The sequence below is a fragment of the Pseudoalteromonas sp. Angola-4 genome (genome assembly GCF_028599265.1).
Classification (GTDB): domain Bacteria; phylum Pseudomonadota; class Gammaproteobacteria; order Enterobacterales; family Alteromonadaceae; genus Pseudoalteromonas; species Pseudoalteromonas atlantica.
On record NZ_JAQREK010000019.1, the window covers coordinates 35,665 to 58,861 of the forward strand.

28 protein-coding genes are annotated in these 23,197 nt (G+C 41.6%); 11 read left to right on the forward strand and 17 right to left on the reverse strand.

The genetic code is table 11. The features are described 5' to 3' along the window. Positions 1 to 31: 31 nt before the first annotated feature. From phoB to PSH48_RS17660, 3 genes are all read left to right on the forward strand, one after another. On the forward strand, positions 32 to 721 hold the full coding sequence (gene phoB / locus PSH48_RS17650; RefSeq protein ID WP_004586083.1) for a phosphate regulon transcriptional regulator PhoB: 690 nt from the start codon (positions 32 to 34) through the stop codon (positions 719 to 721). 58 nt (positions 722 to 779) lie between these two features. Continuing rightward, positions 780 to 2,087, forward strand: a complete 1,308-nt coding sequence (gene phoR / locus PSH48_RS17655; protein WP_273611985.1) for a phosphate regulon sensor histidine kinase PhoR — start codon at positions 780 to 782, stop codon at positions 2,085 to 2,087. A 115-nt stretch (positions 2,088 to 2,202) separates the two neighbouring features. Then, positions 2,203 to 3,168 (forward strand): PstS family phosphate ABC transporter substrate-binding protein, encoded by a 966-nt coding sequence (locus PSH48_RS17660; protein WP_055015103.1) that lies wholly within the window; start codon positions 2,203 to 2,205, stop codon positions 3,166 to 3,168. 91 nt (positions 3,169 to 3,259) lie between these two features. On the opposite strand, the gene PSH48_RS17665 is transcribed toward PSH48_RS17660, so the two are convergent. The 8 genes from PSH48_RS17665 to sfsA all read right to left on the reverse strand — a co-directional run bounded on the left by PSH48_RS17665 (position 3,260) and on the right by sfsA (position 9,603). After that, positions 3,260 to 3,496, reverse strand: a complete 237-nt coding sequence (locus tag PSH48_RS17665; protein WP_055015104.1) for a hypothetical protein — start codon at positions 3,494 to 3,496, stop codon at positions 3,260 to 3,262. Between the two features lie 30 nt (positions 3,497 to 3,526). Next, on the reverse strand, positions 3,527 to 4,375 hold the full coding sequence (gene panC / locus PSH48_RS17670; RefSeq protein WP_138611784.1) for a pantoate--beta-alanine ligase: 849 nt from the start codon (positions 4,373 to 4,375) through the stop codon (positions 3,527 to 3,529). Next, entirely contained in the window at positions 4,375 to 5,169 is a 795-nt protein-coding gene (gene panB, locus PSH48_RS17675) for a 3-methyl-2-oxobutanoate hydroxymethyltransferase (RefSeq protein ID WP_055252800.1), read from the reverse strand. Before panB ends, panC begins: the two co-directional genes overlap by 1 nt. A gap of 30 nt (positions 5,170 to 5,199) precedes the next feature. Continuing rightward, a complete protein-coding gene (folK, locus tag PSH48_RS17680) occupies positions 5,200 to 5,685 on the reverse strand; it encodes a 2-amino-4-hydroxy-6-hydroxymethyldihydropteridine diphosphokinase (RefSeq protein ID WP_029773910.1) in 486 nt (161 codons plus the stop codon). A 4-nt stretch (positions 5,686 to 5,689) separates the two neighbouring features. Further along, positions 5,690 to 7,021 (reverse strand): polynucleotide adenylyltransferase PcnB, encoded by a 1,332-nt coding sequence (pcnB, locus tag PSH48_RS17685; RefSeq protein WP_273611986.1) that lies wholly within the window; start codon positions 7,019 to 7,021, stop codon positions 5,690 to 5,692. A gap of 234 nt (positions 7,022 to 7,255) precedes the next feature. Next, positions 7,256 to 8,200 (reverse strand): tRNA glutamyl-Q(34) synthetase GluQRS, encoded by a 945-nt coding sequence (gene gluQRS, locus PSH48_RS17690; protein ID WP_273611987.1) that lies wholly within the window; start codon positions 8,198 to 8,200, stop codon positions 7,256 to 7,258. A 16-nt stretch (positions 8,201 to 8,216) separates the two neighbouring features. Further along, positions 8,217 to 8,660 (reverse strand): RNA polymerase-binding protein DksA, encoded by a 444-nt coding sequence (gene dksA, locus PSH48_RS17695; protein WP_004586092.1) that lies wholly within the window; start codon positions 8,658 to 8,660, stop codon positions 8,217 to 8,219. Positions 8,661 to 8,886: 226 nt separating this feature from the next. Continuing rightward, positions 8,887 to 9,603 (reverse strand): DNA/RNA nuclease SfsA, encoded by a 717-nt coding sequence (gene sfsA, locus PSH48_RS17700; protein WP_273611988.1) that lies wholly within the window; start codon positions 9,601 to 9,603, stop codon positions 8,887 to 8,889. 120 nt (positions 9,604 to 9,723) lie between these two features. Between sfsA and pepB the strand changes: the two genes are divergently transcribed. Together pepB and PSH48_RS17710 are read left to right on the forward strand one after the other, a co-directional pair. Beyond that, positions 9,724 to 11,019: an aminopeptidase PepB gene (pepB, locus tag PSH48_RS17705; RefSeq protein ID WP_273611989.1), complete on the forward strand. Its 1,296-nt coding sequence runs from the start codon at positions 9,724 to 9,726 to the stop codon at positions 11,017 to 11,019. Between the two features lie 182 nt (positions 11,020 to 11,201). Beyond that, positions 11,202 to 11,768: a phosphoribosyltransferase gene (locus PSH48_RS17710; RefSeq protein WP_004586095.1), complete on the forward strand. Its 567-nt coding sequence runs from the start codon at positions 11,202 to 11,204 to the stop codon at positions 11,766 to 11,768. Positions 11,769 to 11,913: 145 nt separating this feature from the next. On the opposite strand, the gene PSH48_RS17715 is transcribed toward PSH48_RS17710, so the two are convergent. After that, a complete protein-coding gene (locus PSH48_RS17715; protein WP_004586096.1) occupies positions 11,914 to 12,570 on the reverse strand; it encodes a Crp/Fnr family transcriptional regulator in 657 nt (218 codons plus the stop codon). Between the two features lie 485 nt (positions 12,571 to 13,055). Here PSH48_RS17715 and PSH48_RS17720 point away from each other — a divergent pair, with 485 nt between their 5' ends. After that, entirely contained in the window at positions 13,056 to 13,286 is a 231-nt protein-coding gene (locus PSH48_RS17720; RefSeq protein WP_004586097.1) for a YgjV family protein, read from the forward strand. A gap of 50 nt (positions 13,287 to 13,336) precedes the next feature. On the opposite strand, the gene PSH48_RS17725 is transcribed toward PSH48_RS17720, so the two are convergent. The 6 genes from PSH48_RS17725 to PSH48_RS17750 form a co-directional block, all read right to left on the reverse strand. Next, on the reverse strand, positions 13,337 to 14,014 hold the full coding sequence (locus tag PSH48_RS17725; protein WP_004586098.1) for a FlgO family outer membrane protein: 678 nt from the start codon (positions 14,012 to 14,014) through the stop codon (positions 13,337 to 13,339). A 120-nt stretch (positions 14,015 to 14,134) separates the two neighbouring features. After that, the gene (locus PSH48_RS17730) at positions 14,135 to 15,790 is read right to left on the reverse strand and encodes an amidohydrolase (RefSeq protein ID WP_273611990.1); all 1,656 of its coding nucleotides are present in this window, start codon (positions 15,788 to 15,790) and stop codon (positions 14,135 to 14,137) included. A gap of 131 nt (positions 15,791 to 15,921) precedes the next feature. Then, positions 15,922 to 16,158 carry a calcium-binding protein gene (locus PSH48_RS17735; protein WP_004586100.1) on the reverse strand — a complete coding sequence of 79 codons (237 nt, stop codon included), beginning with the start codon at positions 16,156 to 16,158 and terminating at the stop codon, positions 15,922 to 15,924. Between the two features lie 8 nt (positions 16,159 to 16,166). After that, a complete protein-coding gene (locus tag PSH48_RS17740) occupies positions 16,167 to 16,403 on the reverse strand; it encodes a calcium dependent protein (protein WP_024033183.1) in 237 nt (78 codons plus the stop codon). Between the two features lie 288 nt (positions 16,404 to 16,691). Then, positions 16,692 to 16,919, reverse strand: coding sequence for a hypothetical protein (locus PSH48_RS17745; RefSeq protein WP_004586102.1), 228 nt, complete (start codon positions 16,917 to 16,919; stop codon positions 16,692 to 16,694). 25 nt (positions 16,920 to 16,944) lie between these two features. Continuing rightward, entirely contained in the window at positions 16,945 to 17,178 is a 234-nt protein-coding gene (locus PSH48_RS17750) for a calcium dependent protein (protein ID WP_004586103.1), read from the reverse strand. 301 nt (positions 17,179 to 17,479) lie between these two features. On the opposite strand from PSH48_RS17750, the gene PSH48_RS17755 reads away from it, so the two are divergent. From PSH48_RS17755 to PSH48_RS17770, 4 genes are read left to right on the forward strand one after another with little or no spacing between them, the layout of a single operon-like run. Further along, a complete protein-coding gene (locus PSH48_RS17755; protein WP_273611991.1) occupies positions 17,480 to 18,931 on the forward strand; it encodes a sensor histidine kinase in 1,452 nt (483 codons plus the stop codon). A 4-nt stretch (positions 18,932 to 18,935) separates the two neighbouring features. Further along, entirely contained in the window at positions 18,936 to 19,457 is a 522-nt protein-coding gene (locus tag PSH48_RS17760; RefSeq protein ID WP_024033179.1) for a hypothetical protein, read from the forward strand. A gap of 2 nt (positions 19,458 to 19,459) precedes the next feature. Then, positions 19,460 to 20,809 carry a sigma 54-interacting transcriptional regulator gene (locus tag PSH48_RS17765; RefSeq protein ID WP_004586106.1) on the forward strand — a complete coding sequence of 450 codons (1,350 nt, stop codon included), beginning with the start codon at positions 19,460 to 19,462 and terminating at the stop codon, positions 20,807 to 20,809. 20 nt (positions 20,810 to 20,829) lie between these two features. Continuing rightward, positions 20,830 to 21,330, forward strand: a complete 501-nt coding sequence (locus PSH48_RS17770) for a DUF1543 domain-containing protein (RefSeq protein ID WP_138576894.1) — start codon at positions 20,830 to 20,832, stop codon at positions 21,328 to 21,330. Positions 21,331 to 21,338: 8 nt separating this feature from the next. On the opposite strand, the gene PSH48_RS17775 is transcribed toward PSH48_RS17770, so the two are convergent. Further along, positions 21,339 to 21,566: a hypothetical protein gene (locus tag PSH48_RS17775; RefSeq protein ID WP_004586108.1), complete on the reverse strand. Its 228-nt coding sequence runs from the start codon at positions 21,564 to 21,566 to the stop codon at positions 21,339 to 21,341. 125 nt (positions 21,567 to 21,691) lie between these two features. Here PSH48_RS17775 and PSH48_RS17780 point away from each other — a divergent pair, with 125 nt between their 5' ends. Beyond that, complete coding sequence (locus tag PSH48_RS17780) at positions 21,692 to 22,942, forward strand: multifunctional CCA addition/repair protein (protein ID WP_273611992.1); 1,251 nt, start codon at positions 21,692 to 21,694, stop codon at positions 22,940 to 22,942. A gap of 8 nt (positions 22,943 to 22,950) precedes the next feature. On the opposite strand, the gene PSH48_RS17785 is transcribed toward PSH48_RS17780, so the two are convergent. Further along, the gene (locus PSH48_RS17785; protein ID WP_024033174.1) at positions 22,951 to 23,115 is read right to left on the reverse strand and encodes a hypothetical protein; all 165 of its coding nucleotides are present in this window, start codon (positions 23,113 to 23,115) and stop codon (positions 22,951 to 22,953) included. Positions 23,116 to 23,197 lie beyond the last annotated feature (82 nt).

Genomic DNA, 23,197 nt, shown 5'->3' on the forward strand with positions numbered 1-23,197 from the left:
ACTAATTCGATAGCGTAAGAGATAATTTGGAATGTCACGTAAAGTACTAGTCGTAGATGATGAAGCTCCTATCAGAGAGATGTTAGTTTTTGTTTTAGAGCAAAATGGATTTCAAGCAATTGAAGCAGAAGATTACGATTCTGCAATTGCAGCTATGGTTGAACCATACCCAGATATGGTTTTACTCGATTGGATGTTACCAGGCGGTAGCGGTATTCAAATTGCTAAGCAATTTAAGCAAAGTGAATACACACGCCAAATTCCAATCATTATGCTTACAGCCCGCGGCGAAGAAGAAGACAAAGTACGCGGCCTAGAAGTGGGGGCAGATGACTACGTCACTAAACCTTTTTCTCCTAAAGAGTTAATGGCTCGTATTAAAGCGGTTATTCGCCGTGTATCGCCTACCTCATTAGAAGAAGCCATAGAAGTACATGGCTTGCGTTTAGACCCAATATCGCACCGCGTTACCTCTGAGGGAAGCGAGCTTGATATGGGCCCAACCGAATTTAGATTATTACATTTTTTTATGACTCACCCAGAGCGTGTTTATAGCCGTGAGCAACTGCTTGACCATGTTTGGGGAACTAATGTGTACGTAGAAGACCGTACAGTTGATGTGCACATACGTCGTTTACGCAAAGCGATTGCACCGCTGGGGCATGATCGCTTAGTACAAACAGTACGTGGTGCAGGTTATCGTTTTTCTAGTAAATTATAAGGTACCGCAGCTAGGGTGTGAGTACGCATAAATTACTACTCAAAGGTAAAGTGAGTGTATGTATCGAGTTATTAATAAACAGGCGTTAGTAAAACGTCTGTTTATCTATTTTTTACCCCTGTTATTAGTTGGTGTGCTTATTGGTGCACCTTTTTTGCTTTTATTTTTAGGCACTTCTTCTCTTTTAGTCTGGCATTATCATCAACTTTATCGCTTAAGCGATTGGCTTTTAAATCAACGTAGCTTTAACCCACCAGAGGGCGAGGGTGCGTGGGAACAAGTATTTGAAGGCATTTATCATTTACAGCACCGTAATCGTAAAAAACGCAATGAACTGGCTGATTTAATTCGTCGCTTTCGCGATGGCGCTGAAGCTGTACCCGATGCCGTAGTGGTGCTGCAAAGTGATTTAAGTATTGTGTGGTGTAACCAACTTGCACTTAAGGTATTGGGGCTGCAATGGCCAACCGATCATGGCCAGCGACTTGATAACCTAATACGCGAACCTAAATTTGCCAAGTACATGTTGCGCGGTGAATTTGAAGAGCCACTTGAGCTTGATAACGGGCATATTGTTGATCAAGTGCTTGAGTTTAGGGTAATGCCGTATGCCAACACACAGCTTATGGTGGTCGTACGTGATGTAACACGCCTAAAACAGCTAGAGCAAATGCGTAAAGACTTTGTTGCTAACGTATCGCATGAGCTGCGTACGCCGCTAACGGTCGTTACTGGCTATCTTGAAATGATGGATGGGGATATGATGCCACCGCCTGCAATGTGGAATAAAGCCCAAAATACCATGCTTGAGCAATGTAAGCGTATGGATAGCTTAGTCAACCAGCTTTTATCTCTTTCGCGTATTGAAGGGTCGCGTAGACAAGATAACGATAAAGCCATTAATGTACCGCAAATGCTCAATTACATCAAAACCGAAGCGCAATCCATAAACCAAGATAAAGGCCATGAACTTATTTTTAATATAGATAATCAGCTTGATATTAAAGGCGCAGAAGATGAACTACGCAGTGCGTTTTCTAATTTAGTGTTTAACGCTATACATTACACTAAAGCGGGCGGAAAAATTATTGTCACCTGGCAGCGCAAAGAAGGGTATGCGCACTTTAGTGTGAATGATAATGGTGATGGCATTGCACCAGAGCATATAAATCGTCTAACCGAGCGCTTTTACCGCGTAGATAAAGCAAGGAGCCGCACAACGGGCGGTTCAGGTTTAGGCTTAGCAATTACCAAACATGTGTTAACACGTCATGATAGTCAATTAAATATAACCAGTGAGCTTGGGAAAGGTTCGTGTTTTTCTTTCGCTTTTTCAAAGGATAAGCTTGTTAACTTGGCAAGCTAAAAACAATAAAAAGTAAAGTCATAAAAGTGTCATTTAAGGGTAATGTAACTGTCATCTACCCGCTTTACAGTAGATGACAGTTAGGAAATGGGACGAACAAATCGGAGAACCCCGCATGAAATTTAAAAACTTAGTTGCCGCAATGGGTGTGGCTGTTACAACATTAGTATCTGCGCAGGCTGTTGCTCTTGACGAGGCAATGCCTGAATATCAAAAAATTAACGGCGTTTCAGGTAACTTTTCATCTGTAGGTTCTGATACTTTAGCCAACATGATGACTTTTTGGGCAGAAGAGTACAAACGTATTTACCCAAATGTAAATATTCAAATTCAAGCGGCAGGTTCGTCTACTGCGCCACCAGCGCTTACAGAAGGCACCTCTAACATGGGCCCTATGAGCCGTAAAATGAAATCAAAAGAAATCGAAGCGTTCGAAAAACGTTACGGTTACAAGCCTACAGAAGTACGCGTAGCAATTGATGCCTTAGCAGTTTTTGTACACAAAGATAACCCAATCGAAGGCTTACGCATTGACCAAGTAGATGCTATTTTTTCATCTACACGTAAATGTGGTGCATCTGAGCAAGTTAACCGCTGGAGCGATGTTGGCCTAACGGGCGACTGGGCTGCAAAAGACATTCAATTATACGGACGTAACTCTGTATCAGGTACTTACGGTTACTTTAAAAAGAAAGCACTGTGTAAAGGTGACTTCCGTAACAACGTAAATGAGCAACCTGGTTCTGCCTCTGTTGTACAGTCAATCTCATCTTCATTAAACGCGATTGGTTACTCAGGCATTGGTTACAAAACGTCGGGTGTACGTACGGTTCCTTTATCTAAAAAAGGCACTAACTACGTAGATGCAACGCTTGATAATGTTGCTAAAGGTAAATACCCACTTTCTCGTTTCTTATACGTTTACGTGAACAAACACCCTAATAAGCCGCTTTCACCAATTGAAGCTGAGTTCTTAAAAATGGTACTTTCTAAAGACGGACAAAAAATCGTTGAAAAAGATGGTTACGTACCGCTTTCTGCAAAGTTAGTAGAAGCAGAGCTTAAAAAGTTAGGTTTATAATTTAAACCCAACTACAAAAAAAACCGCTCAATGAGCGGTTTTTTTGTGTGTAAATTTTAAAGCGTAAAAAGACTAATTTATTAAAAAGCGATTATAAATCCGTCAGCTTTTGAGCTTGTTCTTTACACTGATTGTAGCTTTCTACACATTTAGCAGAGCACACTTGCTGTTTTAAACCTTTGTCAATTGATTGCTGATCGCAACTATTTTCGCACTGATAGTTTTGTTGTGCGCATTGGTTTAACTCAGGGTTTTTCACTTGATTTTGGCAAGCTGCTAACAATGAAAATGACAGGGCGAGGGCACTCGTTTTAATAAATGTTTGCATGCTTATCCTTAACGTTGAACTGCGCTTTTGTTAAATCTCAACTTGTAAGTTGTCGATTAATCTAACATTGCCTAAAAAGGCGGCAGCTAAAATAACTAGTTGTGTATCATCAAGTGTAGCAGCTTTTAATGTATCTCGTTGAGCTATCTCAAAATAATCAGGCTTTAAGCCGGCTTGCTCTAAACTAAGCTGTGCGCTTTGCTCAAGTGCTTTGTAATCGGTATTGCCTGCTTTGAGCTGCTCAGCGCAGCTGTTTAGTGTTTTAAATAATGCGGTAGCCGTGGCTTTTTGCTCAGCAGATAAATAGCCATTTCGTGAGCTCATAGCTAAGCCAGACACTTCGCGCATGGTCGGTACACCGACAATTTCAACTGGAATAGATAAATCGCGTACCATGGTTTTAATTACTTGCAGCTGCTGAAAGTCTTTTTCGCCAAAGCAGGCATAATCAGGTTGTACTAAATTAAATAACTTAGTCACTACCGTGGCAACGCCTCTAAAGTGTCCTGGGCGCGTGCCGCCGCAATACCCCATAGATACACCCGGTACATCTACAAAGCTCTGCTCACCAAGCCCATTTGGGTAAATGGTGTCTACGCTTGGGGTGAACACTATATCTGTGTTTAAGTCGGCTAAGCCTTGTTTGTCTTCGTTTAGCGTACGCGGGTAGCTATCTAAATCTTCGTTGGCACCGAATTGCATTGGGTTAACAAAAATGCTCACAACCACCTTGTCGGCCATTGTTTTTGCCTTTTCAACTAACGAAAAATGACCCTGATGTAAATTGCCCATGGTTGGCACTAAAGCCACGCTTAAGCCAGCTTGGCGCCACGCTTTAATTTGACTACGTAATGATTTAATTTCAGTAATTGACTGCATTATTTAAACTCATGTTCGGCGCTTGGAAATGCGCCACTTTTAACGTCTGTACAATATTTTTTAACTGCATCTGGCATGTTGCCGGTTTCGAGTAAAAAGTTTTTAGAAAATTTAGGAATGTATCCTGCCGAAATACCGACTAGATCGTGCATTACCAGTATTTGGCCATCCGTTACATTACCTGCGCCAATACCGATAGTAGGGATAGTGACGGCATCGGTAATACGTTTAGCAAGCGCACTTGGGATACACTCAAGCACTAATAATTGGGCGCCTGCCGCTTCTAGGGCTTTTGCATCATCAATCATTTTTTGCGCTTTGTCGTCTTCACGGCCTTGAATTTTAAAGCCACCAAATACGTGCACTGATTGGGGCGTTAATCCTAAATGGCCACAAACAGGAATACCTTGCTGCGTTAAACTTTTAATACTGTCGTAAAGCCATTCACCGCCTTCAAGTTTTACCATATTAGCGCCTGCACGCATTAACTCTGCTGCATTTTTACAAGTGTCGCTAACGTTTGAATAGCTCATAAAGGGCATATCGGCTATAACAAAAAGCTCACGACTGCCACCGCGTACACAACGGGTATGATAGGCTATATCTTGATTGGTTACGCCTAGGGTATCGTCGCCACCTTGCAGCACCATGCCCAAAGAATCGCCAACTAAAATAACGTCCACACCGTTATCATGAAATAACTTAGCAAAACTGGCATCGTAAGCGGTTAATGCGGTGATTTTGTTATTTTCTGCTTTCATTTTATTTAAAGTAGAAACGGTTATTTTAGACATAATATCCTCGCAGGCATAAGCCTTGGTTAATTACAGAGGTAATTGTTGTAAGTCGTTGAGCGGTAAGTCTTGCGCAATGGTTTTTAATGCAATGCCGCTTGGTAAAATCAGTTCTGGGGCAAGCTCAAGTAAAGGGTAAACTACAAACTCACGTTCGCACAGGCCATAATGTGGCACAGTTAAGCGCTGGGTATTAATCACTTGCTGACCAAACAGTAAGGTGTCTATATCGAGCGTACGCGGCCCCCAACGTTCGGCTTTTCTTACCCGCCCATGTTCAAGCTCTATGGCTTGAGTTAAATCAAGTAATTGCTCAGGTTCAAGCGCGGTTTTAATACACGCTACGGCATTTACATAGTCGGGTTGATCTTGTGGGCCCATTGGTTTGCTTGCATAGTAATGCGATACACTTATAAATTCACAATGAGGCAGCTTTTTAAGCGCACAAACGGCGTTATCAAGCTGCTCTTTGGGTGAGTTTAGGTTGGCACCTAAACCCAAATATACACACTGCATGCAATTACTCGGCTGGCTTTTTAGTGGTGCGGCGGCGCGGACGTTTACGTGGTTTTGGCCCACCTTGGTGGCCTAGATTTTTTACCATTTCTTTTTGGCCATTAATATCTAGGCTCAAGTATTGTGTCCACCACTGGGCAAGCTCACTATGTTGGTGCTCACCGGCATCCACTCGTAACAATAAAAAGTCATAAGCGGCTTTAAATCGTGGCTGCTGGGTAAGTCTGTAAGCGCGTTGGCCGGCACGTTTATCTAAACGTTGCTGTATATGCCAAATGTCGCGTGCGCCTAAGGTAAAGCGTTTAGGTACTGCAATATGCTGGGCATTTTCGCTCAGTACTTTATTCATGGCTTGAGCAAAGGCATCAAAGTAAGACAGCTGTTCTTGTTGTTTAATTTTAGTTGTGCGCTCAAGCAGCGGAAACCACATTAAAGCAGCAAATATAAACGCAGGCGTTACTTTTTTATCTGCATTAATGCGTTTATCGGTGTTTTGAAACATTTGCTGAATAAACGCCGCTTCTAAGCCGTCAGGGTTTTTATCTAAAATTTTATCAAGCACCGGAAATAACGACTTAAACAAGCCGTATTGGCGTAGCATTAAATAGTTAGCTTCGGCTTTACCGTTTAAAAACAGCTTTAGAACTTCTTCAAATAAACGCGCTGGCGGTATGTTATCAAGTAGGTTGGCAAGGGCAGCAATTGGCTTTTCGCTTTTTGGCGCTATGCTCATATCAAGCTTGGTTGCAAAGCGTACCGCACGTAGCATACGTACAGGGTCTTCGCGGTAGCGTGTTTCTGGGTCGCCAATTAACTCAATTTGTTTTGCTTGTATGGCCGCTAAGCCATTGGCGTAATCGTATATACAAAAATCGTTAATAGAGTAATACAGCGCGTTGATAGAAAAATCACGGCGCTCGGCGTCTTCTTCAATGCTACCAAACACGTTATCGCGCAGTAACTGCCCGTGCTCGCTTGATTGGCTAATTTGGTTTTTGTCTTCTTGCGCTTCGTGGTGCCCGCGCATAGTGGCTACTTCTATAATTTCGCGACCAAAAACAATATGTGCTAAGCGAAAACGACGGCCAATTAGGCGGCAATTTCTAAATAGTTTTTTTACTTGCTCTGGGGTGGCATTGGTAACAACGTCAAAGTCTTTTGGTTGTTGACCTAACAATATATCGCGAATACAACCACCTACAAGGTAAGCGTCGTAACCACCGTCTTTTAAACGGTAAAGTACTTTGATTGCATTTGGGCTAAATTGTTTACGTGAAATACCATGTTCGCCGCGTGTTACAACAACCGGTTCATCACTTGTTTGAGTGCTTTGCACATCGGCATTTGGGCCGATTATTTGCCTGCAAAATTGAAAAAGCTTGGAAATAATAATCTGTCTCCTACAGAAATGATGATTGGCTGGTCATCGCAATCAAAAAGCACATAAATTAGGTATTATAGTGCGGTGCTTTGTATTTATTGTAAATAGCCTCTATTTAGGCGGCTATCATATACCAGCGCGGTATAAAAATTAAGTTGATGGACTGAAATTAAGCCGTTTTTAAGTTTTTTATTTGCTTAAATGCGTAAATTTAGTGCTGTTTGGATGCTGACCTTGCGAAATTTGAATTTCGGGTATGTTTGGCACCGCTGTTAAGCTAAATTCGTTAATAGCCCACGTAATTAATTGCTCTACAGACAAATCATTCAATTGGCTATGTACAGGTAAGTTTAAAAATTCAAACGCATCAATAAGCGCAGGTTTTGGATTGTCTGTGCTAATAGCGGGCGCATAATTTTGTTTAGAGAGTTTAAAACCAGGCTCGGCCACCACAAGGGGTAAATGTGCGTATTGGGGGATGGGCGCATTAAGCTGTTTAAATAAACTGATTTGCCTTGCTGTAGGCTCGATTAAATCGGCGCCACGTACCACACGATTAATACCTTGCTCAATGTCATCAATAACCACCACTAGTTGGTAGGCAAATAATCCGTCACTGCGCTTTATTATGTAATCTTCATGGGCTAATGCACTATTTACAGTAATATCGCCTTGAATCAAATCGTTAAAATGGCATGTAGGGTGCTGTTGGCTAAGACGAAGTGCGCCTTGCTCTGTTGATAAGTTAAGCGTTTTGCAGTGACCTTGGTAAATGCCACCCATGGCTTTTATTTGTTTGCGAGAACAGCGACAACCATACACACATTGTTGGTGGATCAGCTTGTTTGTTACCTCTTGATAAAGAGATAGGCGCTGAGTTTGATAAACAACGGATTCGTCCCAGTAAAGGCCGTAGGCTTGTAAGGTATTTAGAATATTGGTGTCGGCATTTTTCACCACGCGGGTGGTGTCTATATCTTCAATGCGCACTAACCATTTACCCTGATTTACTTTAGCATCAAGGTAGCTGCCCACAGCCGCCACAAGTGAGCCAAAGTGAAGTGGCCCAGAAGGAGACGGTGCAAATCGACCGCGATAGTCACGCTTTGGCGTGGTAACGGCTGTAGGAGACATAGTTAACTAATTTTAATTAACCGCGCCCAGCTTGTTTTTCTTTAATTTCTGCAAGGGTTTTACAGTCTACGCATAAATCTGCAGTTGGACGCGCCTCTAAACGACGAATACCAATTTCGATTCCGCATGACTCACAAAAGCCAAAATCATCTTCTTTAATTAAGATAATTGTTTTTTCAATTTTTTTGATCAGTTTACGTTCGCGGTCGCGAGTACGAAGTTCTAAAGAGAACTCTTCTTCTTGCGCAGCGCGGTCAACTGGATCAGGAAAGTTGGCAGCTTCGTCTTGCATATGCGATTTTGTGCGGTCAACTTCATTACGTAAGTCGTTACGCCACGCTTCTAAAATCGCTTTAAAATGAGCACGTTGTGCTTCATTCATATACTCTTCGCCCGGCTTTTCTTGGTATGGTTCTAAACCGGCTTGAGCCAATAAACCATGTCTTTGTTGGTCTGGCATAACTCTCTCCTAAATCCTTAATTTAATGCCTCAGCATTAGCCGGCGGTATAAATAGCAGAATCTTATACCCTAGGCAAATTTATTTTTTAATTAATCGAATTAGCTTTAACCAGTGTGTTGACTAAAAAGGCTCATATTTTAATTTTGATGCTTTATTAATCGTTATTTCGGTATTTAAACTTGCCTAGTTATATGGGCATAAAGTTTAAAAGCAAGTTAAATTTTTTATTTAAAGGCCACTTTCTCACTAAGCGTTACTTCACTTGGCGAAATAGATGCCTTATAAGCGTATACCTCCACACCTTTTTTAATCGCGTGGTTTAATAAGTCGCTGTATTTTTTATCTATGTGGCTTGCTGCACTCACCGTATTAATACCTTGGTGCAAAACAGCGAACAGTAATACTGCGCGGTGGCCTTGTTCGATCATTTCTATTAATTCGCGAATGTGTTTTTGCCCACGCACGGTTTGCGCATCCGGAAAGTAGCCTTGCCCACTATGTGGCGCGCTTTCACTTAACAAAGTGACTGACTTTACCTCTACATAGCAAGCGGGTTTATTGTCGCCGGTGAGTAAAAAGTCGATACGGCTGTTTTCGCTGCCGTATTTTACTTCACTTTGAAGCTGCTCATAGCCGTTAAGCTCTGTAATAACCTGGTTGTTGATAGCCTCTTCGACCACTTTATTTGCCACGGCGGTATTAACACATATTAGCTGCGAGAGGGTGTTTTGAGTGAGCTCTAACGACTGAGGGTATTTTCGTTTACTGTTATCGCTGGTTGAATAATAAGCGCTAAAGCCAGGCTCTGCGCAACCTGTCATTTTACCGGTGTTGGCGCAGTGGGCGGTAAATTCAGTTCCATCGTTAAGTTGGAGGTCGGCTAAAAAGCGTTTATAGCGTTTTAATAACGTGGCGGGCTGTAAAGCTGGGGTGTATTTCATTTAAATTCCAATGCTAAACGCTGCAGATGCGTTGGTTTATGTTATTTATCTCAAGCTGTTGGGAACTTGTACTCACTATAGTAAACTCGGTGGCACATTTAAGTGTAAGGGTATTCTAACATGAGTGAAAAATTTGTTGTTCAACTAAGCGAGCAAGCAGCACCAAGCCATTGGGGCGAAAACGCGGCGTTGTCTTTTAACGAGCAAGGCGCAACGGTTCATTTATCTGAGCAAGAAACATTAAAAAATGTTCAAAAAGCGGCGCGAACAATTGCAAGCCAAGGTGTTAAACAGGTTGAGCTTGCGGGCGATACATGGTGCACAGAAAGCCAATGGGCTTTTTACCAAGGGTTTGTAACACCTAAATCATTACATGGTGTTGAATTTGTTGGTAACGCACAATCAGATCTAAACGAGCTGGCGCATTTAAAAGCCTCAGCTACGTGGGCACGAGAAATGGTAAACGGCACAGCCGATGACATTTACCCTGAAAGCCTTGCTGAAAAAGCCGCCGAATTTATTCAATCGTTAGCGCCTGAACACGTAAGCTACCAAATTATTAAAGGCGATGCGTTATTAGAGCAACAGTGGATTGGTATTCATGCTGTGGGCCGTGGCTCTGAGCGTCCACCTGTTTTACTTGAGCTTGATTACAACCCTACAGGCGATGAAAACGCACCGGTAAGTGCAGCACTTGTAGGTAAAGGTATTACGTTTGACTCTGGCGGTTACTCAATTAAATCTAGCGAAGGTATGCTAGGAATGAAGTGCGACATGGGTGGCGCGGCAACGGTAACAGCGGGTTTAGCACTGGCTATTAACCGCGGTATAGAAAAACGCATTAAGCTGTTTTTATGCTGTGCAGAGAACTTAATTTCGGGCCACGCTTACAAACTAGGTGATATTTTAACCTACAAAAATGGCACAACCGTTGAAATTGTAAACACCGATGCTGAAGGGCGTTTAGTGCTTGCCGATGGTCTAATGGCTGCAGGCGAAACTGGCGCAGAGCTAATTATCGATGCGGCAACACTAACCGGTGCTGCACTCGTTGCTGTAGGGCAAGAGTACAACGCATTATTTGCCCTTGATAAAGAGCTGGTACGCGAAGTAGAAGACTTTGCATCGCAAGAAATGGAAGCTGCATGGCCTCTTCCGCTTGAAAAATGGCACCAGCAAAACTGCCCATCTCCATATGCTGATACGGCAAATAGCCGCGCTCAAAAAGGTGGCGGTTACGGCGGCGCATCAAATGCAGCAGGCTTTTTATCTCGCTTTGTACCAAATGATGGTAAAGGTTGGGTACACATTGATTTAGCTGCAGCATTTAATATGGGTAGCACTAGCCAATGGGCTGCAGGTGCAACTACGCAAGGTATGCGCACAGTGGCACGTACATTGTTAGAAAAAGCTTAATAGTACGTAACTAGGCGTTTAATACATAAAATAGGCACCAATTGGTGCCTATTTTGCTATTTGCAGGCAAGCAATTTATTTTTATTTACGGTAAAATCCTTCGCCAATACCTGTTTGGGTGTTTAATTATTGGCTAAAGTGCCTACACTCAAATGTTATACTCACCACTGGGGTTCTAAACTATGTCAGATAAGTGCTACATCACAGCTCAACAGCTACTTGAAGATTCATTCCGCGTAGCGGCACAAGTTTATAAAGATGGCTTTCGTCCAGACTTTATAATTGGTATTTGGCGAGGTGGTGCACCTATTGGTATTGCTGTGCAAGAATACTACGATTACAAAGGCATTGAAACTGATCACATTGCGGTGCGTACGTCGTCTTATTACGGTATTGGCAAGCAATCTAAAGAAATAAAAGTACACGGCCTACACTACATTGTAGAAAACGCTAATGCAGGTGACTCACTGCTTATTGTTGATGATGTGTTTGATTCTGGCCGCAGTATATTTGCACTAAAAGAAAAGCTTTCTGAGCTTATGCGCTTAAACTTACCACGCGATATTCGTGTGGCATGTCCGTACTATAAGCCTAAAAACTCAAAAGTAGAGATGGTGCCAGATTACTTTATTCATGAGTCAGAAGAGTGGTTAGTGTTCCCGCATGAGTTATCGGGTTTAACGCCAGATGAAATAATTGAAGGTAAATCTGATTTAGTAAATATCCAAGATATTTTATTAGATAAGTAATTGCCAAAGCGTTAAGTAGGGGTTTATTTGCGCGGGGGCGTGTTTGTGTACTCGTTTTAAATAAATTATTGCTATAGCGCAGTGCTAATAAATACCACAAAAACTAAAAAAGGCCATTACGGCCTTTTTTTGTGTCTATGAATTTTTACAGCTGCGCAAAACTGTCTACGTAATCACTTAAACTTTGCGTATCGACCGCTTTTAGCCCATGGGAGCTGCGCTGCACTAAGCCTTTTTCAACAAGCTCGGTAACTACGCGACGATAAGCTCGCTCAGTGGTTGCAAAGCGCTCTGCTTCGGCGTTAACGGTTGGGTATGCACGCAGTAACGTTGGGTTATTGTTCTCGGCTCGTAGTAAGCAGTCTTTAGCTATGTTGTAGCTTAAAGGCAGCAGTAACTTATCTAAATTAATTTTTTGGTTTTCTTGAAACTTAGCCGCAATGGTTTGCGCGGTATATAAGCTCAGCTCTGGCTTTTCGAGTAGTAATGCTCGCCAGTGGCGAAGCTCTATTAAATTATAGGTTACATCGCTAAAACAGGTGACCGTATAAATACATGGGTTATTGTTTAGTGCTTCTATTTCACCAATTAGGGTGTTGTTGCAATCTAATTGGCCTAATAATAGGCGGCGTCCGTTACCTACATCATAACTAAATGAAATAGTACCGCTGCGCACCAGCACAAGTTTACTAAGTGGTTGATCTTGGTGGATCAGCACTTCTTTTTTTGATTGTTGATAGCTACTCCCTGCAAAAGTGAGTAATTGTTCAACAAGGTAACTAGAAAAATGGTATTGAAACATCAATATGCTCTTCGGACAATTGTCCTATTTATTACACCTTAATGACGATATTATTAAGGCTCTAAGAATTTACGCTAACTTGCTACTGTATTTAGCCTTGCTAAGTACGTAATACCTTCATTTCCCGTGTAATGATTTAGGAAGCTATTGGCTACAACCAATATACTTTTTAAGGTTTTTTAAGCAAGTTAGTTTTTTATTTTATACCAATCAGCCTAATTAAGTGATCAATTTTAAGGCTAGGAAAACGTGTTGATAGCTAGGCAAAAAATCGCTATTTAGTCGTTCTCGGCAATTGCTCCTGTATTGCTCTACCTTCTGCATCCATGCAGTCGTAAATGAGCATTTTTTAACGCAGGTAGCGACACGTTTAGCCCCACAAAATGATTGAGTATTATTGCGAATTGGTATTAAACGTTGTAACACTGACAAGTGCCACACGTTAGCATTGGCGTAATGCTAACCTAAAGGGTAGGAGAGAACAATTGAGTTGGGAATATTTAGGTTATATTGCATCAGCTTTCTTGGTTGCATCGTTAACAATGACCGATGTAGTAAAACTGCGTTGGTATAATATGTTTGGTTGTATTGTATTTACTATTTACGGTGTGGCTATTGGTGCAGTGCCTGTTGCGTTTACTAATGGCTTATTAGCGCTGGTAAATATGTACCATATTATAAAGCTCTACCGACAGCCTAAAGTCAAAGAAGCGTGAAGCTAAAAATTCAAAAAAAGGGTTAACATTTAAGTTAACCCTTTTTTGTTTTAAAGCACCGCGTCTAAAACAATGCCATCAGTTCTACGAGTTGGATAAAGTGACTCAACAACAAAGCTTGGGATAAATCCTTTAGCCGATGAGACCACTACTTTAGACTTTGCCCCAATAATACGAGCGTTAACTATTACACCACGATTCGTGTAAGTTAGAGTGCCTGATAAAGTGTATTCAATATGCGGGTAACCTTTAATTTCTTTACCATTACGACTAAACGAGAAATCACCTAACGGGGTTACATGCACAGCGCCTGTGTGTTTGTAATCAACTACCGATAAGCCAAACTCCTGCATTTCAGTAATAAAGCTTTCAGCCAAGTGATTACCAAATATATTTGTGGTTTGTAAATTGTCATCTAAGTTCACAAACGAAGTAATTGCAACAGGCGTTCCACTGTTGATGTAGTTCATATTTTCAATCAGCTTCATTGCTAATTGTTCTGTATAGTTACTTAATAATTTACTGCTGTTAATAGGGCGGTAGTTATTTTCTGGGAACTGCCAGTTATTTACGCGTGGCTGATGAACGTCTGTGTAACGATTATGGCTATTGTGATGGCCAATATTATTATGCGAAGCGTGGCCGTTATAAACTGGGTGAGTAGAGCATGCACTAAGTGATAAAGTAAAAAGAGCCGATAAAGTAAGAGATAGTTTTTTTGAAAACATGTTTTCTTCCTGAAACATAAGAGATTTTTTAAATTCCCTCACTTATCGACACACTTTTTAATTACTTTAGTAAATATCCATAATTACTTTGTTTATTTTTAAGTTTGTATGCTTTATAGGCTATTCTTTTTTAAAGCGTAATTCTCCAGCTACCCAAGTCTGTAAAACCTGTGTTTTATAAATCTCATCGACAGGGGCTTTAAAATAGTCTTTGTCTATTAAAATAAAGTCTGCCCATTTTCCGTTTTCTAAGCTGCCTATTTTAAACTCTTGGTGTGCTGCATACGCGCCGCCGAGGGTAAACGCTCTTAGGGCTTGTTCGCGGCTTAGCACTTCGCTTGCGCGCCAGCCGTTCTCAGGCAGCATATTATGATCCATACGGGTAATGGCTGAATACAAGCCATCAAAAGGGTTTGCCAGCTCTACTGGGTAGTCAGAGCCTGCTGCAATCACAGAGCCTTGCTTTAAAAATGTTTGCCATGCATATGCACCTTGTAATTGGTTATCGGTCAAGCGCTGCTGAGCCATATGCATATCTGAGGTGGCATGCACAGGCTGCATAGATGGAATGATTTTAAGTGCTTTAAAGCGCGGAATGTCATCAGGGGTGACTATTTGCGCGTGTTCAATGCGGTTACGCAGTAACATACCGCCCGTTTGCTTAAACACGTTTTGATACGCATCAAGTACCACTTTATTTGCCTTATCACCAATTGCATGAGTGTTGGCGCTAAAGCCATTTTTGAAGCTTAAAGTAAATAATTCTTCAAGCTTGGCTTGGGTTTCTAGCATCAGACCGTGGTGGTTTTTTCTATCTGCGTAGTCATCAATTAGCGCAGCCCCGCGCGAGCCTAATGCACCATCGGCATATACTTTTACACTGCGGATAGACATAAACGATGCTGCATCTTGATAGCGCCCAGCCTTAAGCATGTGCTTTAAATCGGGGCTAGCAGCACTTAGCATGGCGACTATTCTTAGTGGCAAATTACCTTGCTCGCTGCGCTCTTTGTAAACTTCCCAGGTGGTTTTATCGATACCGGCATCGTGAGTAGAGGTAATGCCTAAGCTTAATAAGTGCTCGCCTGCGGCATCTAACGAGTCGCTTATAGCTTGTTTTGAAGGAGCGCTCATATGCTGGGTAATTAACGACTCGGCCTTATCAACAAAAATACCAGTTGGATTCCCAAATTCATCTTTAATGATCTCGCCGCCGTCAGGGGCTTGAGTGGCTGCGGTAATACCGGCCAGCTCTAAGGCTTTGCTGTTAACCCAAATTGCATGGCTGTCAACGCGCGAAAGTACCACTGGACGGTCATTGACTACTTTGTCTAAGTCTTGGGCGGTAGGAAAGCGCGTGTCGCTCCACAGCTCTTGGTTCCAGCCTCGCCCTAGTATCCAGCCTTGTTTATTTTTCGCAAATTGTTCTAGCTTTGTGGTTATTTCAGCGACCGATTTAGCGCCGCGTACATCAAGTTGCGATAAGTTATCGCCAAGGCCAATTACATGCCCGTGAGCGTCAATCAACCCTGGCAGTAACGTATTACCTTTGGCATCAATAAGTTTGGCATCAGGAAAAGTGTTTTTAAGCGTATCATCTCCAGTTTTAACAACTTTACCGTTTTTAATCACTAAGGTAGAAAACGTTTGAATACCACCTTGGTATAAGGGAGTGTAACCATTAGCGTTGTAAATGACCTGCGTTTGCGCAATCGCAGTGCTGCTTACAAATAAGCCGGCAAGCAGTAGTGGGTTAAATAGTTTTTTGAGTTGCATAAGTTGGTTATTTTTTATTGTTAGTAAAATAACACTAGCAAACTCACTTTTAGAATACCAATATGTTGAGGTAGATAGCTTAAAAGCGTAAGGACTGTTAAAAATTTAGCGCTTACGCTTATCAAAAAGAGTTACTTACTGGCGTATATGCCATATTCCGAAAGGGTAAGTCTGCCGTCTTTATCTTTATCATAACTTGAAAAACGCGACCAAAGGGCGGGGTCAATGGCGGTTTCTGAACGGGTTAAAAAGCCATCGTGATTACGGTCAAACTTTTCAAATTTATCGGCAACTTCTGTACTTTGGCCAAGGCTTACATCGCTAAAAAGGCCCAGCGCAACAAGCGCTAAATAGCTTACAGTCTTCATACTTATACTCAGTAAAGGTTATTGGTTAAATAGTCTTTAAACTCAAGAAGCGAGATTTGTTTGTCTTGGTTTTTATCCCAGCGAGTAAAGGTGCTGAGTAGCTGAGGCTGTGGCTCTAATTCGTCTTCTGTTAAGAAGCCGCTTTTATTGGCATCAAGGTGATCAAAACGTTGTTTAACATCTAACGCAACAGCATTAAAGCTGATCATAGTAATAGCGATAACACTAAAAAAAACACACTTCATGGTTTTCCTTCCAACATACAGTGTTTGTAGATTAATAAAAAAAGCACTTGCCATAATTTAACTTCCCAACATTAAATCCGTTTACACATTCCCTCAGGGATTATGGCAAATGCTTTTGGAACCTACCTTACTAGGTAAAAGCTTAAGTAAAACTTAATTAACTTCAGCTGTGGATAATAAATCTATTTTAAGCAGCCCGTTTAGCGCTAACTGATTAAAATTTCTAGCCAGAGAAAAAGACTTAAACATCGTTACTATTGAGTTTGTTATTAAAGCGCTTAATCAAAATTAAGGTTTAAAATTTTGAAACTCTTCTTTAGAAATTTTCTTGTCTTGGTTTTCGTCTAAATCGGCAAATTGCCTCATTACTTCTTTATCTTGTTTGGCTTCTGCAAGCGATACTGCTCCATCCATATCTTTGTCTAAATGAGCAAAGCGAATGTTGACAGAAGAGGCTAAAGCCGTGGCGCTAATGGCTAAAAACATTAATGCAAATGCTGCGATAAGTTGTTTCATAATCATGTTCCCTAATTAAATGAATTTACTGAATAAACTTTTTGAATTCACTTAGCGACAACTGGCCATCTTGGTTAGTGTCTATTTGTGAAAAGTTTTCGTGTAGTACGGCATCTTCACCCGCTTCTGATTCGCTAAGTGTGCCGTTACTGTCTTTATCTAGCTCATTAAATGTAGCTTGAACGTCCATAGCTATTGCATCTGTGCCCATAAACCCAAAAGCCAGCATGGGTAAAATTACTAAAAAGCGGTTGTTCATTTAATTTCCTTATTGATTAAAGTTGCACTCACTATTACAAAAATGATGCCATTTTAAATAAATATTTAAAATCAATGGTTTATATTTTTTATGGGGCGCTGGTCGGAATTTTTTACTTAAATGTGTGTTATTTTTGCAACAGGCGGTACGTGCTATTAGTCGTTAATATAGTTATCAATAGCTTAGCGTGTTGCTAAATAGCAACAAGTGGATATATTGGGTTAAATATAGAAGTTGATTCAGCGAGAGTATAAGGTAAGTAACTAAAATAGGGCGCTTAAAATAATAAAAGGAAATGATAATGCCTGTAACGTTGGCTAAAAAGTATCGTGCAATGCTTAATTGGCGGCCTAACTTAATAGGTCAGTTTATAATTAGTATGCTGCTGTCGTTACTGCCGCTTAGTTTGGTGGTTATTGTTTTTTTAAATGCGTTAAACAAACAGCTTGCTGTTACCCAGCTCATCGTCAGTAATAATTACCAAGTTACTAAGTCGTTTAATTTTTTAAAGCAAGAGCTTAATAGTCTAGAGCGGGCAACGCGACAAAACTGGGTGTTAAAAAGCGAGTCGCTCGACACGTTAATAAACGAAAAATGGCAATCCTCCTTACAAACAATCGACACGCTCAGCCAAGCCAGTGCCACACAGCAATACACTATGCAGTGGCGTCGCTTAGCAACAACATTGCGTAGTACTCATCAAGCTTTAATTGAAAATAACCAACAAGATGCTGCATTGTTTGTGCCTATTAGCGATTTAGTGGCTGAGCTTACGGTGTGGTTGCGCGATACGAATGCAGCGCAAATACAAAACAACCAAAGTGAATTAAGTACTTTACAAAGCTCGTTTATCAACTGGTTAGTGGCGCTTATTCCGCTTACTTTACTAGTGGGCGGGGGCTTTTTATGGCGCATAAGTAAGCGCTTAAAAGGGCTTACGTCGGTAATAGATAAACTAGGGCAAGGCCACCGGCAGCAAAAAATTGCAGTGCAAGGCTCAAGTGAGCTGGTGGAATTAGGCGAAAAACTACAATGGGTACAAGAGCAGTTACATATGCTTGAGCAACAAAAAGATACCTTTTTACGCCATGTAACCCACGAGCTTAAAACGCCGTTGGCTTCAATGGTCGAGGGCACCGATTTACTTAGCGATGAAATAGTCGGCCCCATTACAAAAGAGCAGCAAGCCGTACTTGAGCTTATTAGCCAATCTATGGTGCGTCTGCGCACTATGATTGACAGCCTACTTAGTTATAACGCTATCAGAACCAGTAAAGACAGTGTTAGCGAAGTCGAATTTGGCAATTTAATAAATAAAATAAACAGCCATTTTGAGCACCGCTTAACGGCTAAGCAGCAACGCTTAAATTGGCACAACAGCATAACAAAACAGCCACTTGCATTACCCGCAGAGCTGATAGAAATGACCCTCATTCAGCTCATTTCTAATGCGTTAAAATTTTCAAATACAGGGCAAAGTGTTGATGTAACCTTAGCACTTGAGCAAAAGCTACTAACAATACAAGTGCGCGACGAAGGCTGTGGTATTAAAGAGCAAGAAAAAACCCAGATATTCAGCGCATTTTACCAAGGCAAGCATAATAAAGATGTTACGCTGCAAGGCAGTGGCTTAGGTTTAACCATAGTAAAAGAGTCGGTTGAGCAGTTACAAGGCCAGCTTAGTGTTGAGCATAACCAGCCCCAAGGCTGCTTATTTACAATAAAAATACCTTTAATTAATCAAGGAGTTTAATAGCATGCGTACGCGTTTAATAGCTATTTTATGTGTGCTCAGTAGTACGGTTGTTTTAGCTGGGTGTGAAACAAATAACACACAAACAGCAGCAGTGTCGCAGGAGGTTGAGCCTGCAAAAAATACGGTGCCAAATCCTAAAAAGCGCCCTAAAAGTGACCCCGTTTACCCCAGCGCAGAACGTGTTGTTGCATGGCATGCTAATCAATGTGGCGGTTTTAAAGTAAAGCCAAGCCTACATACTTATTTAGGTGAAAAAGAGCTAAAACGTTTTTTTAAATTCATGTGTGTTAACACCTCAAGTGCACCAGAGGAGGTAATGACACGATTACAAAAACTCGATTTAGCCTACTTTTGGCCTGAGCCAATAAAACAATATTTATGGCTTCAAAAGCAACATGTTACTCGGCAAATAAATGCCCTAAAAGAGCAGCAGGCGTTAAATGACAAAATGCAGCAAACGTTATCGTCTTTAGCCACCATAGAGCAGCAGCTGTTACTACGCGAAGACACTAAGGAGCAGTAATTATGGCAACACACACACCACAAGGTGCAAAAGTATTACTCGTTGATGACGATGCAAGTTTACTTAAATTACTCGCGCTAAGAATCGAGTCTAAAGGGTATGAAGTAACAACCTGCGAAAGCGGCATACTTGCATTACAAATTCTTAAAAACCAAGTGTTTGATGCAGTTATAACAGACCTGCGTATGGACGAAATGGACGGCATGGCCTTACATCGCCAATTACAAAGCCGCTACCCAGCGCTGCCGGTTATAATGATGACTGCGCATGGCTCTATACCCGATGCGGTGGAGGCGACAAAACAAGGTATTTTTGCGTTTATCACAAAACCGGTAGATAAAGACGAGCTGTTTGACAGCCTAGCCAAAGCCATTGAAATACATGGCGTAAACGCAGAAGAATCGCCCCAAAAAAGCAATATAGTAACGCGCAGTGGCGCTATGTTGCACCTCCTTGAGCAAGTAAAGTTACTAGGGCCAACCCAAGTAAATGTGCTTATTTCAGGCGCCAGCGGCACCGGTAAGGAGCTGCTGGCTCAGGCGATTCATCAACACAGCCATGTAAGTGAAGGGCCTTTTGTGGCTATTAACTGTGGCGCAGTGCCGGGGGAGCTTTTAGAGTCAGAATTATTTGGCCATAAAAAAGGCGCCTTTACAGGGGCGGTGAAAGATCACCAAGGTTTGTTTCAGCAAGCTCAAGGCGGCACCTTATTTCTAGATGAAATTGGCGATATGCCGCTTAATTTACAAGTTAAGTTACTGCGTGTACTGCAAGAAAAAACCATACGCCCGGTGGGCTTTCAAGAAGAAATTCCTATTGATGTGCGCATTGTATCGGCCACTCACAAAAATTTACCCGATGCGATTAGCAATCAACAATTTAGGGAAGATTTATACTACCGCCTAAATGTTGTTAATTTAAAATTACCGCCGCTGTGTGAGCGCCGAGAAGACATAAGCCTGCTTGCCCAGCACTTTAGCGCAAGTATTGCTAAACGTATGAACCAAAAAGAAAAGCGCTTTGCAAACGATGCCATGCATGCACTAGTACGTTACGACTGGCCTGGGAATATACGCCAGTTACAAAATGTTGTAGAGCAAGTGGTCGCATTGAGCGCCAGCGAGGTAATTTCTGCACACTTAGTGTTAAACGCACTTAACTCAAACCAAGCCAGTGCAGAGCCGCTTTCTCTAAATGATGCCAAAAAAGAGTTTGAGCGCGATTATGTAATAAACACCCTAAAAATGGCCGGTGGTAACGTAGCTGAAGGTGCAAAGCTTGCCAAACGTAATCGTTCGGATTTTTATAAGTTAATAAAAAAACACAATATTGATGTCGATAATTTAGTGTAATTTAAGAGTAAGGTTATTAAATGCAGTTATTTATGGTGTATCTAGGCGGGCGAATTCAAGGCTGCCACATAGAAATGCACGATATTCGCTTTGTCGTAGGGCAAAGCATTGAGCAAACCTACTCAAAGCTAAAAAGCCAATGGGTGGGCGATAAAAACAATGTGCATATGGACAGCTACATGGCAATTAACCATATCGACGGTTATAAAGTAGAAGTGGTTGATACCTACGTTGAGCAAAATAAGCAGCTGTATTTTGTTAATTTAGGCGCTTACAGAAGCGACTCTATGGCTGAGCAACACGACTTTGCATTGTATGTTGCCAGTAGTGCTGCAGAGGCCAAGCAGCGCGCTAAAAGCGATTTGCTTGCAGGCCTTAGCCATATTCATAAAGATGATTTACATGATGTAGATGACTGCTTTGCTATAGACCTGCTCGACAGCCAATTAAATATTAAGCTTACGCCAAGTGGGCATACTCAACCAATAAAACCAGATTGGTTTGGGTATTATATTCTTTAACAGTAAAATTAAGAGTCTTGCTCGCTTTGCTCATTGGCTTCGCTTTTAGCTGCCATTTTAAATGCCACAATAACTAGGCCAAACATCGCAAAGGGCAGCGCTGCCAACATGTATTCAACCATGTTGCTATCTTGAAAGTTAGCCTGTAGTAAAAAGTGACCCGCCACACACATTACAATAACCACAAGTAATATAGGCAGTAGCATAAGTTCTTTTTTTGATGAATGATTTTTCATTGAGTATAAGGCTATGGCTTAAAATAAAGCGCTATTGTAATGAGCTTACTTAAGCTTGGCAAACTATGGTGATTTTAATGGTATGATCGACATCAAATAACCACCCAGTGTGATTAGGATAAACAGTGAAACACAACCTTAAGCAAGTTTACCTTGTTGGTGGCGCGGTACGCGACCAGCTACTTAATATAGCATCAAAAGATAACGACTATGTTGTTATAGGCGAAACACCCCAAACTATGGAGTCGCTTGGTTTTGTGCCTATAGGAAGTGATTTTCCGGTTTATTTACACCCAAAAACAAAAGAAGAATACGCCTTGGGCCGCACTGAGCGAAAAAGCGGTAAAGGCTATACCGGCTTTGTGGTAGATGCCAGCCCTAATGTCACCCTTGAAGAAGATTTAGCACGGCGCGATTTAACCATAAACTCAATGGCACTTGATGAAAACGGCACCGTTATTGACCCTTTTAATGGCCAAAGCGATTTACACAATAAAATACTGCGCCACACCACAGAAGCCTTTGTAGAGGACCCGGTAAGGGTATTACGCATAGCGCGTTTTTTAGCACGCTATGGAAGTGAATGGCGTATTCACCCAAGTACTTATGCATTAATGCGTGAGCTTAAAAACAAAGGTGAGCTTAATCATTTAGTGCCCGAGCGCGTATGGCTCGAAACCGAAAAAGCACTGGGTGAAAAACACCCTGAACTGTATTTTCAAGCACTACATGGCTTAGGTATTTTCCCAGAAATAGAGAGTATGCAAGGGGTGCCGCAACCTGCAAACCACCACCCTGAAGGTGATGTATTTGTTCATACTATGTTGGTACTTAGGCGCGCTGCCGATTTAAACTTTAATTTAGAAACACGGTTTGCGGCACTCACTCATGATTTTGGTAAGGCCTTGAGCTTTAAAAAACGCGGTAATTTACGCGGCCATGAACGCGAAGGGGTAGCCGTAGTAGAAAAGTTTTGTGAGCGTTTAAAAGTGCCTAATCGTTTTCGTGATATTGGCGTACTCACCAGCGATAATCACACCTTATGCCATACGCTGGAGCAATTAAGGCCACAAACGATTCATAAATTAATCGTCACTAATTTAAATGCTTTAGTGCACCCTGAGCGATTTATTGCGTTTACCCAAGCATGCCAATGTGATGCGCAAGGGCGCGGAGAAGCGCTCGTAAATAAGCCCTATCCGCAAGGGGCTAAGCTGCGTGCAATTTTTAATGAATTACAAAAAATGGATAAAAAGCAGGTAGTGCAAACTGCACTTAAAAATGGCAAAAAAGGCCCAGAAATAGGCGAAGAGGTAAAACTGGCAGAAATAAACTGCATTAAAGCGTTTTTACAAAACGAGCAAGCAACGCAATAGGCAATACCCTAGCTGAGGTATTCAGACACGCCTTCGTTTTTAACTTGTTCTGGCTGTCGTAAGTTTTTATATGTAGAGGTGGCAGGCTCTGAAGGTAAGCTAGGTGCTTGTTCTTGGGGCCTGTATAGATCAAAAATAAATTCGATCTCTTCACGCTCAAGTGGGTTGTTCATGATCTATTCTCCTTAATTAGCGTTCAGGGTATGGCCGTTTGACTGAATTAAAAGTGAATAGTTACATTTTAAGTTGTAGTAA

Excerpts from the sequence above, each read along its gene's own strand:
- PSH48_RS17660 (WP_055015103.1), top strand. The coding sequence starts at position 2,203 with ATGAAATTTAAAAACTTAGTTGCCGCAATGGGTGTGGCTGTTACAACA.
- sfsA (WP_273611988.1), bottom strand. The coding sequence starts at position 9,603 with ATGAAATACACCCCAGCTTTACAGCCCGCCACGTTATTAAAACGCTAT.
- PSH48_RS17725 (WP_004586098.1), bottom strand. The coding sequence starts at position 14,014 with ATGTTTTCAAAAAAACTATCTCTTACTTTATCGGCTCTTTTTACTTTA.
- pepB (WP_273611989.1), top strand. The coding sequence starts at position 9,724 with ATGAGTGAAAAATTTGTTGTTCAACTAAGCGAGCAAGCAGCACCAAGC.
- PSH48_RS17730 (WP_273611990.1), bottom strand. The coding sequence starts at position 15,790 with ATGCAACTCAAAAAACTATTTAACCCACTACTGCTTGCCGGCTTATTT.
- dksA (WP_004586092.1), bottom strand. The coding sequence starts at position 8,660 with ATGCCAGACCAACAAAGACATGGTTTATTGGCTCAAGCCGGTTTAGAA.
- panB (WP_055252800.1), bottom strand. The coding sequence starts at position 5,169 with ATGTCTAAAATAACCGTTTCTACTTTAAATAAAATGAAAGCAGAAAAT.
- PSH48_RS17740 (WP_024033183.1), bottom strand. The coding sequence starts at position 16,403 with ATGAAGTGTGTTTTTTTTAGTGTTATCGCTATTACTATGATCAGCTTT.
- PSH48_RS17765 (WP_004586106.1), top strand. The coding sequence starts at position 19,460 with ATGGCAACACACACACCACAAGGTGCAAAAGTATTACTCGTTGATGAC.
- panC (WP_138611784.1), bottom strand. The coding sequence starts at position 4,375 with ATGCAGTCAATTACTGAAATTAAATCATTACGTAGTCAAATTAAAGCG.
- PSH48_RS17715 (WP_004586096.1), bottom strand. The coding sequence starts at position 12,570 with ATGTTTCAATACCATTTTTCTAGTTACCTTGTTGAACAATTACTCACT.
- PSH48_RS17770 (WP_138576894.1), top strand. The coding sequence starts at position 20,830 with ATGCAGTTATTTATGGTGTATCTAGGCGGGCGAATTCAAGGCTGCCAC.
- PSH48_RS17750 (WP_004586103.1), bottom strand. The coding sequence starts at position 17,178 with ATGAACAACCGCTTTTTAGTAATTTTACCCATGCTGGCTTTTGGGTTT.
- phoR (WP_273611985.1), top strand. The coding sequence starts at position 780 with ATGTATCGAGTTATTAATAAACAGGCGTTAGTAAAACGTCTGTTTATC.
- PSH48_RS17775 (WP_004586108.1), bottom strand. The coding sequence starts at position 21,566 with ATGAAAAATCATTCATCAAAAAAAGAACTTATGCTACTGCCTATATTA.
- PSH48_RS17745 (WP_004586102.1), bottom strand. The coding sequence starts at position 16,919 with ATGAAACAACTTATCGCAGCATTTGCATTAATGTTTTTAGCCATTAGC.
- PSH48_RS17735 (WP_004586100.1), bottom strand. The coding sequence starts at position 16,158 with ATGAAGACTGTAAGCTATTTAGCGCTTGTTGCGCTGGGCCTTTTTAGC.
- PSH48_RS17760 (WP_024033179.1), top strand. The coding sequence starts at position 18,936 with ATGCGTACGCGTTTAATAGCTATTTTATGTGTGCTCAGTAGTACGGTT.
- PSH48_RS17710 (WP_004586095.1), top strand. The coding sequence starts at position 11,202 with ATGTCAGATAAGTGCTACATCACAGCTCAACAGCTACTTGAAGATTCA.
- PSH48_RS17755 (WP_273611991.1), top strand. The coding sequence starts at position 17,480 with ATGCCTGTAACGTTGGCTAAAAAGTATCGTGCAATGCTTAATTGGCGG.
- phoB (WP_004586083.1), top strand. The coding sequence starts at position 32 with ATGTCACGTAAAGTACTAGTCGTAGATGATGAAGCTCCTATCAGAGAG.
- folK (WP_029773910.1), bottom strand. The coding sequence starts at position 5,685 with ATGCAGTGTGTATATTTGGGTTTAGGTGCCAACCTAAACTCACCCAAA.
- PSH48_RS17785 (WP_024033174.1), bottom strand. The coding sequence starts at position 23,115 with ATGAACAACCCACTTGAGCGTGAAGAGATCGAATTTATTTTTGATCTA.
- gluQRS (WP_273611987.1), bottom strand. The coding sequence starts at position 8,200 with ATGTCTCCTACAGCCGTTACCACGCCAAAGCGTGACTATCGCGGTCGA.
- PSH48_RS17665 (WP_055015104.1), bottom strand. The coding sequence starts at position 3,496 with ATGCAAACATTTATTAAAACGAGTGCCCTCGCCCTGTCATTTTCATTG.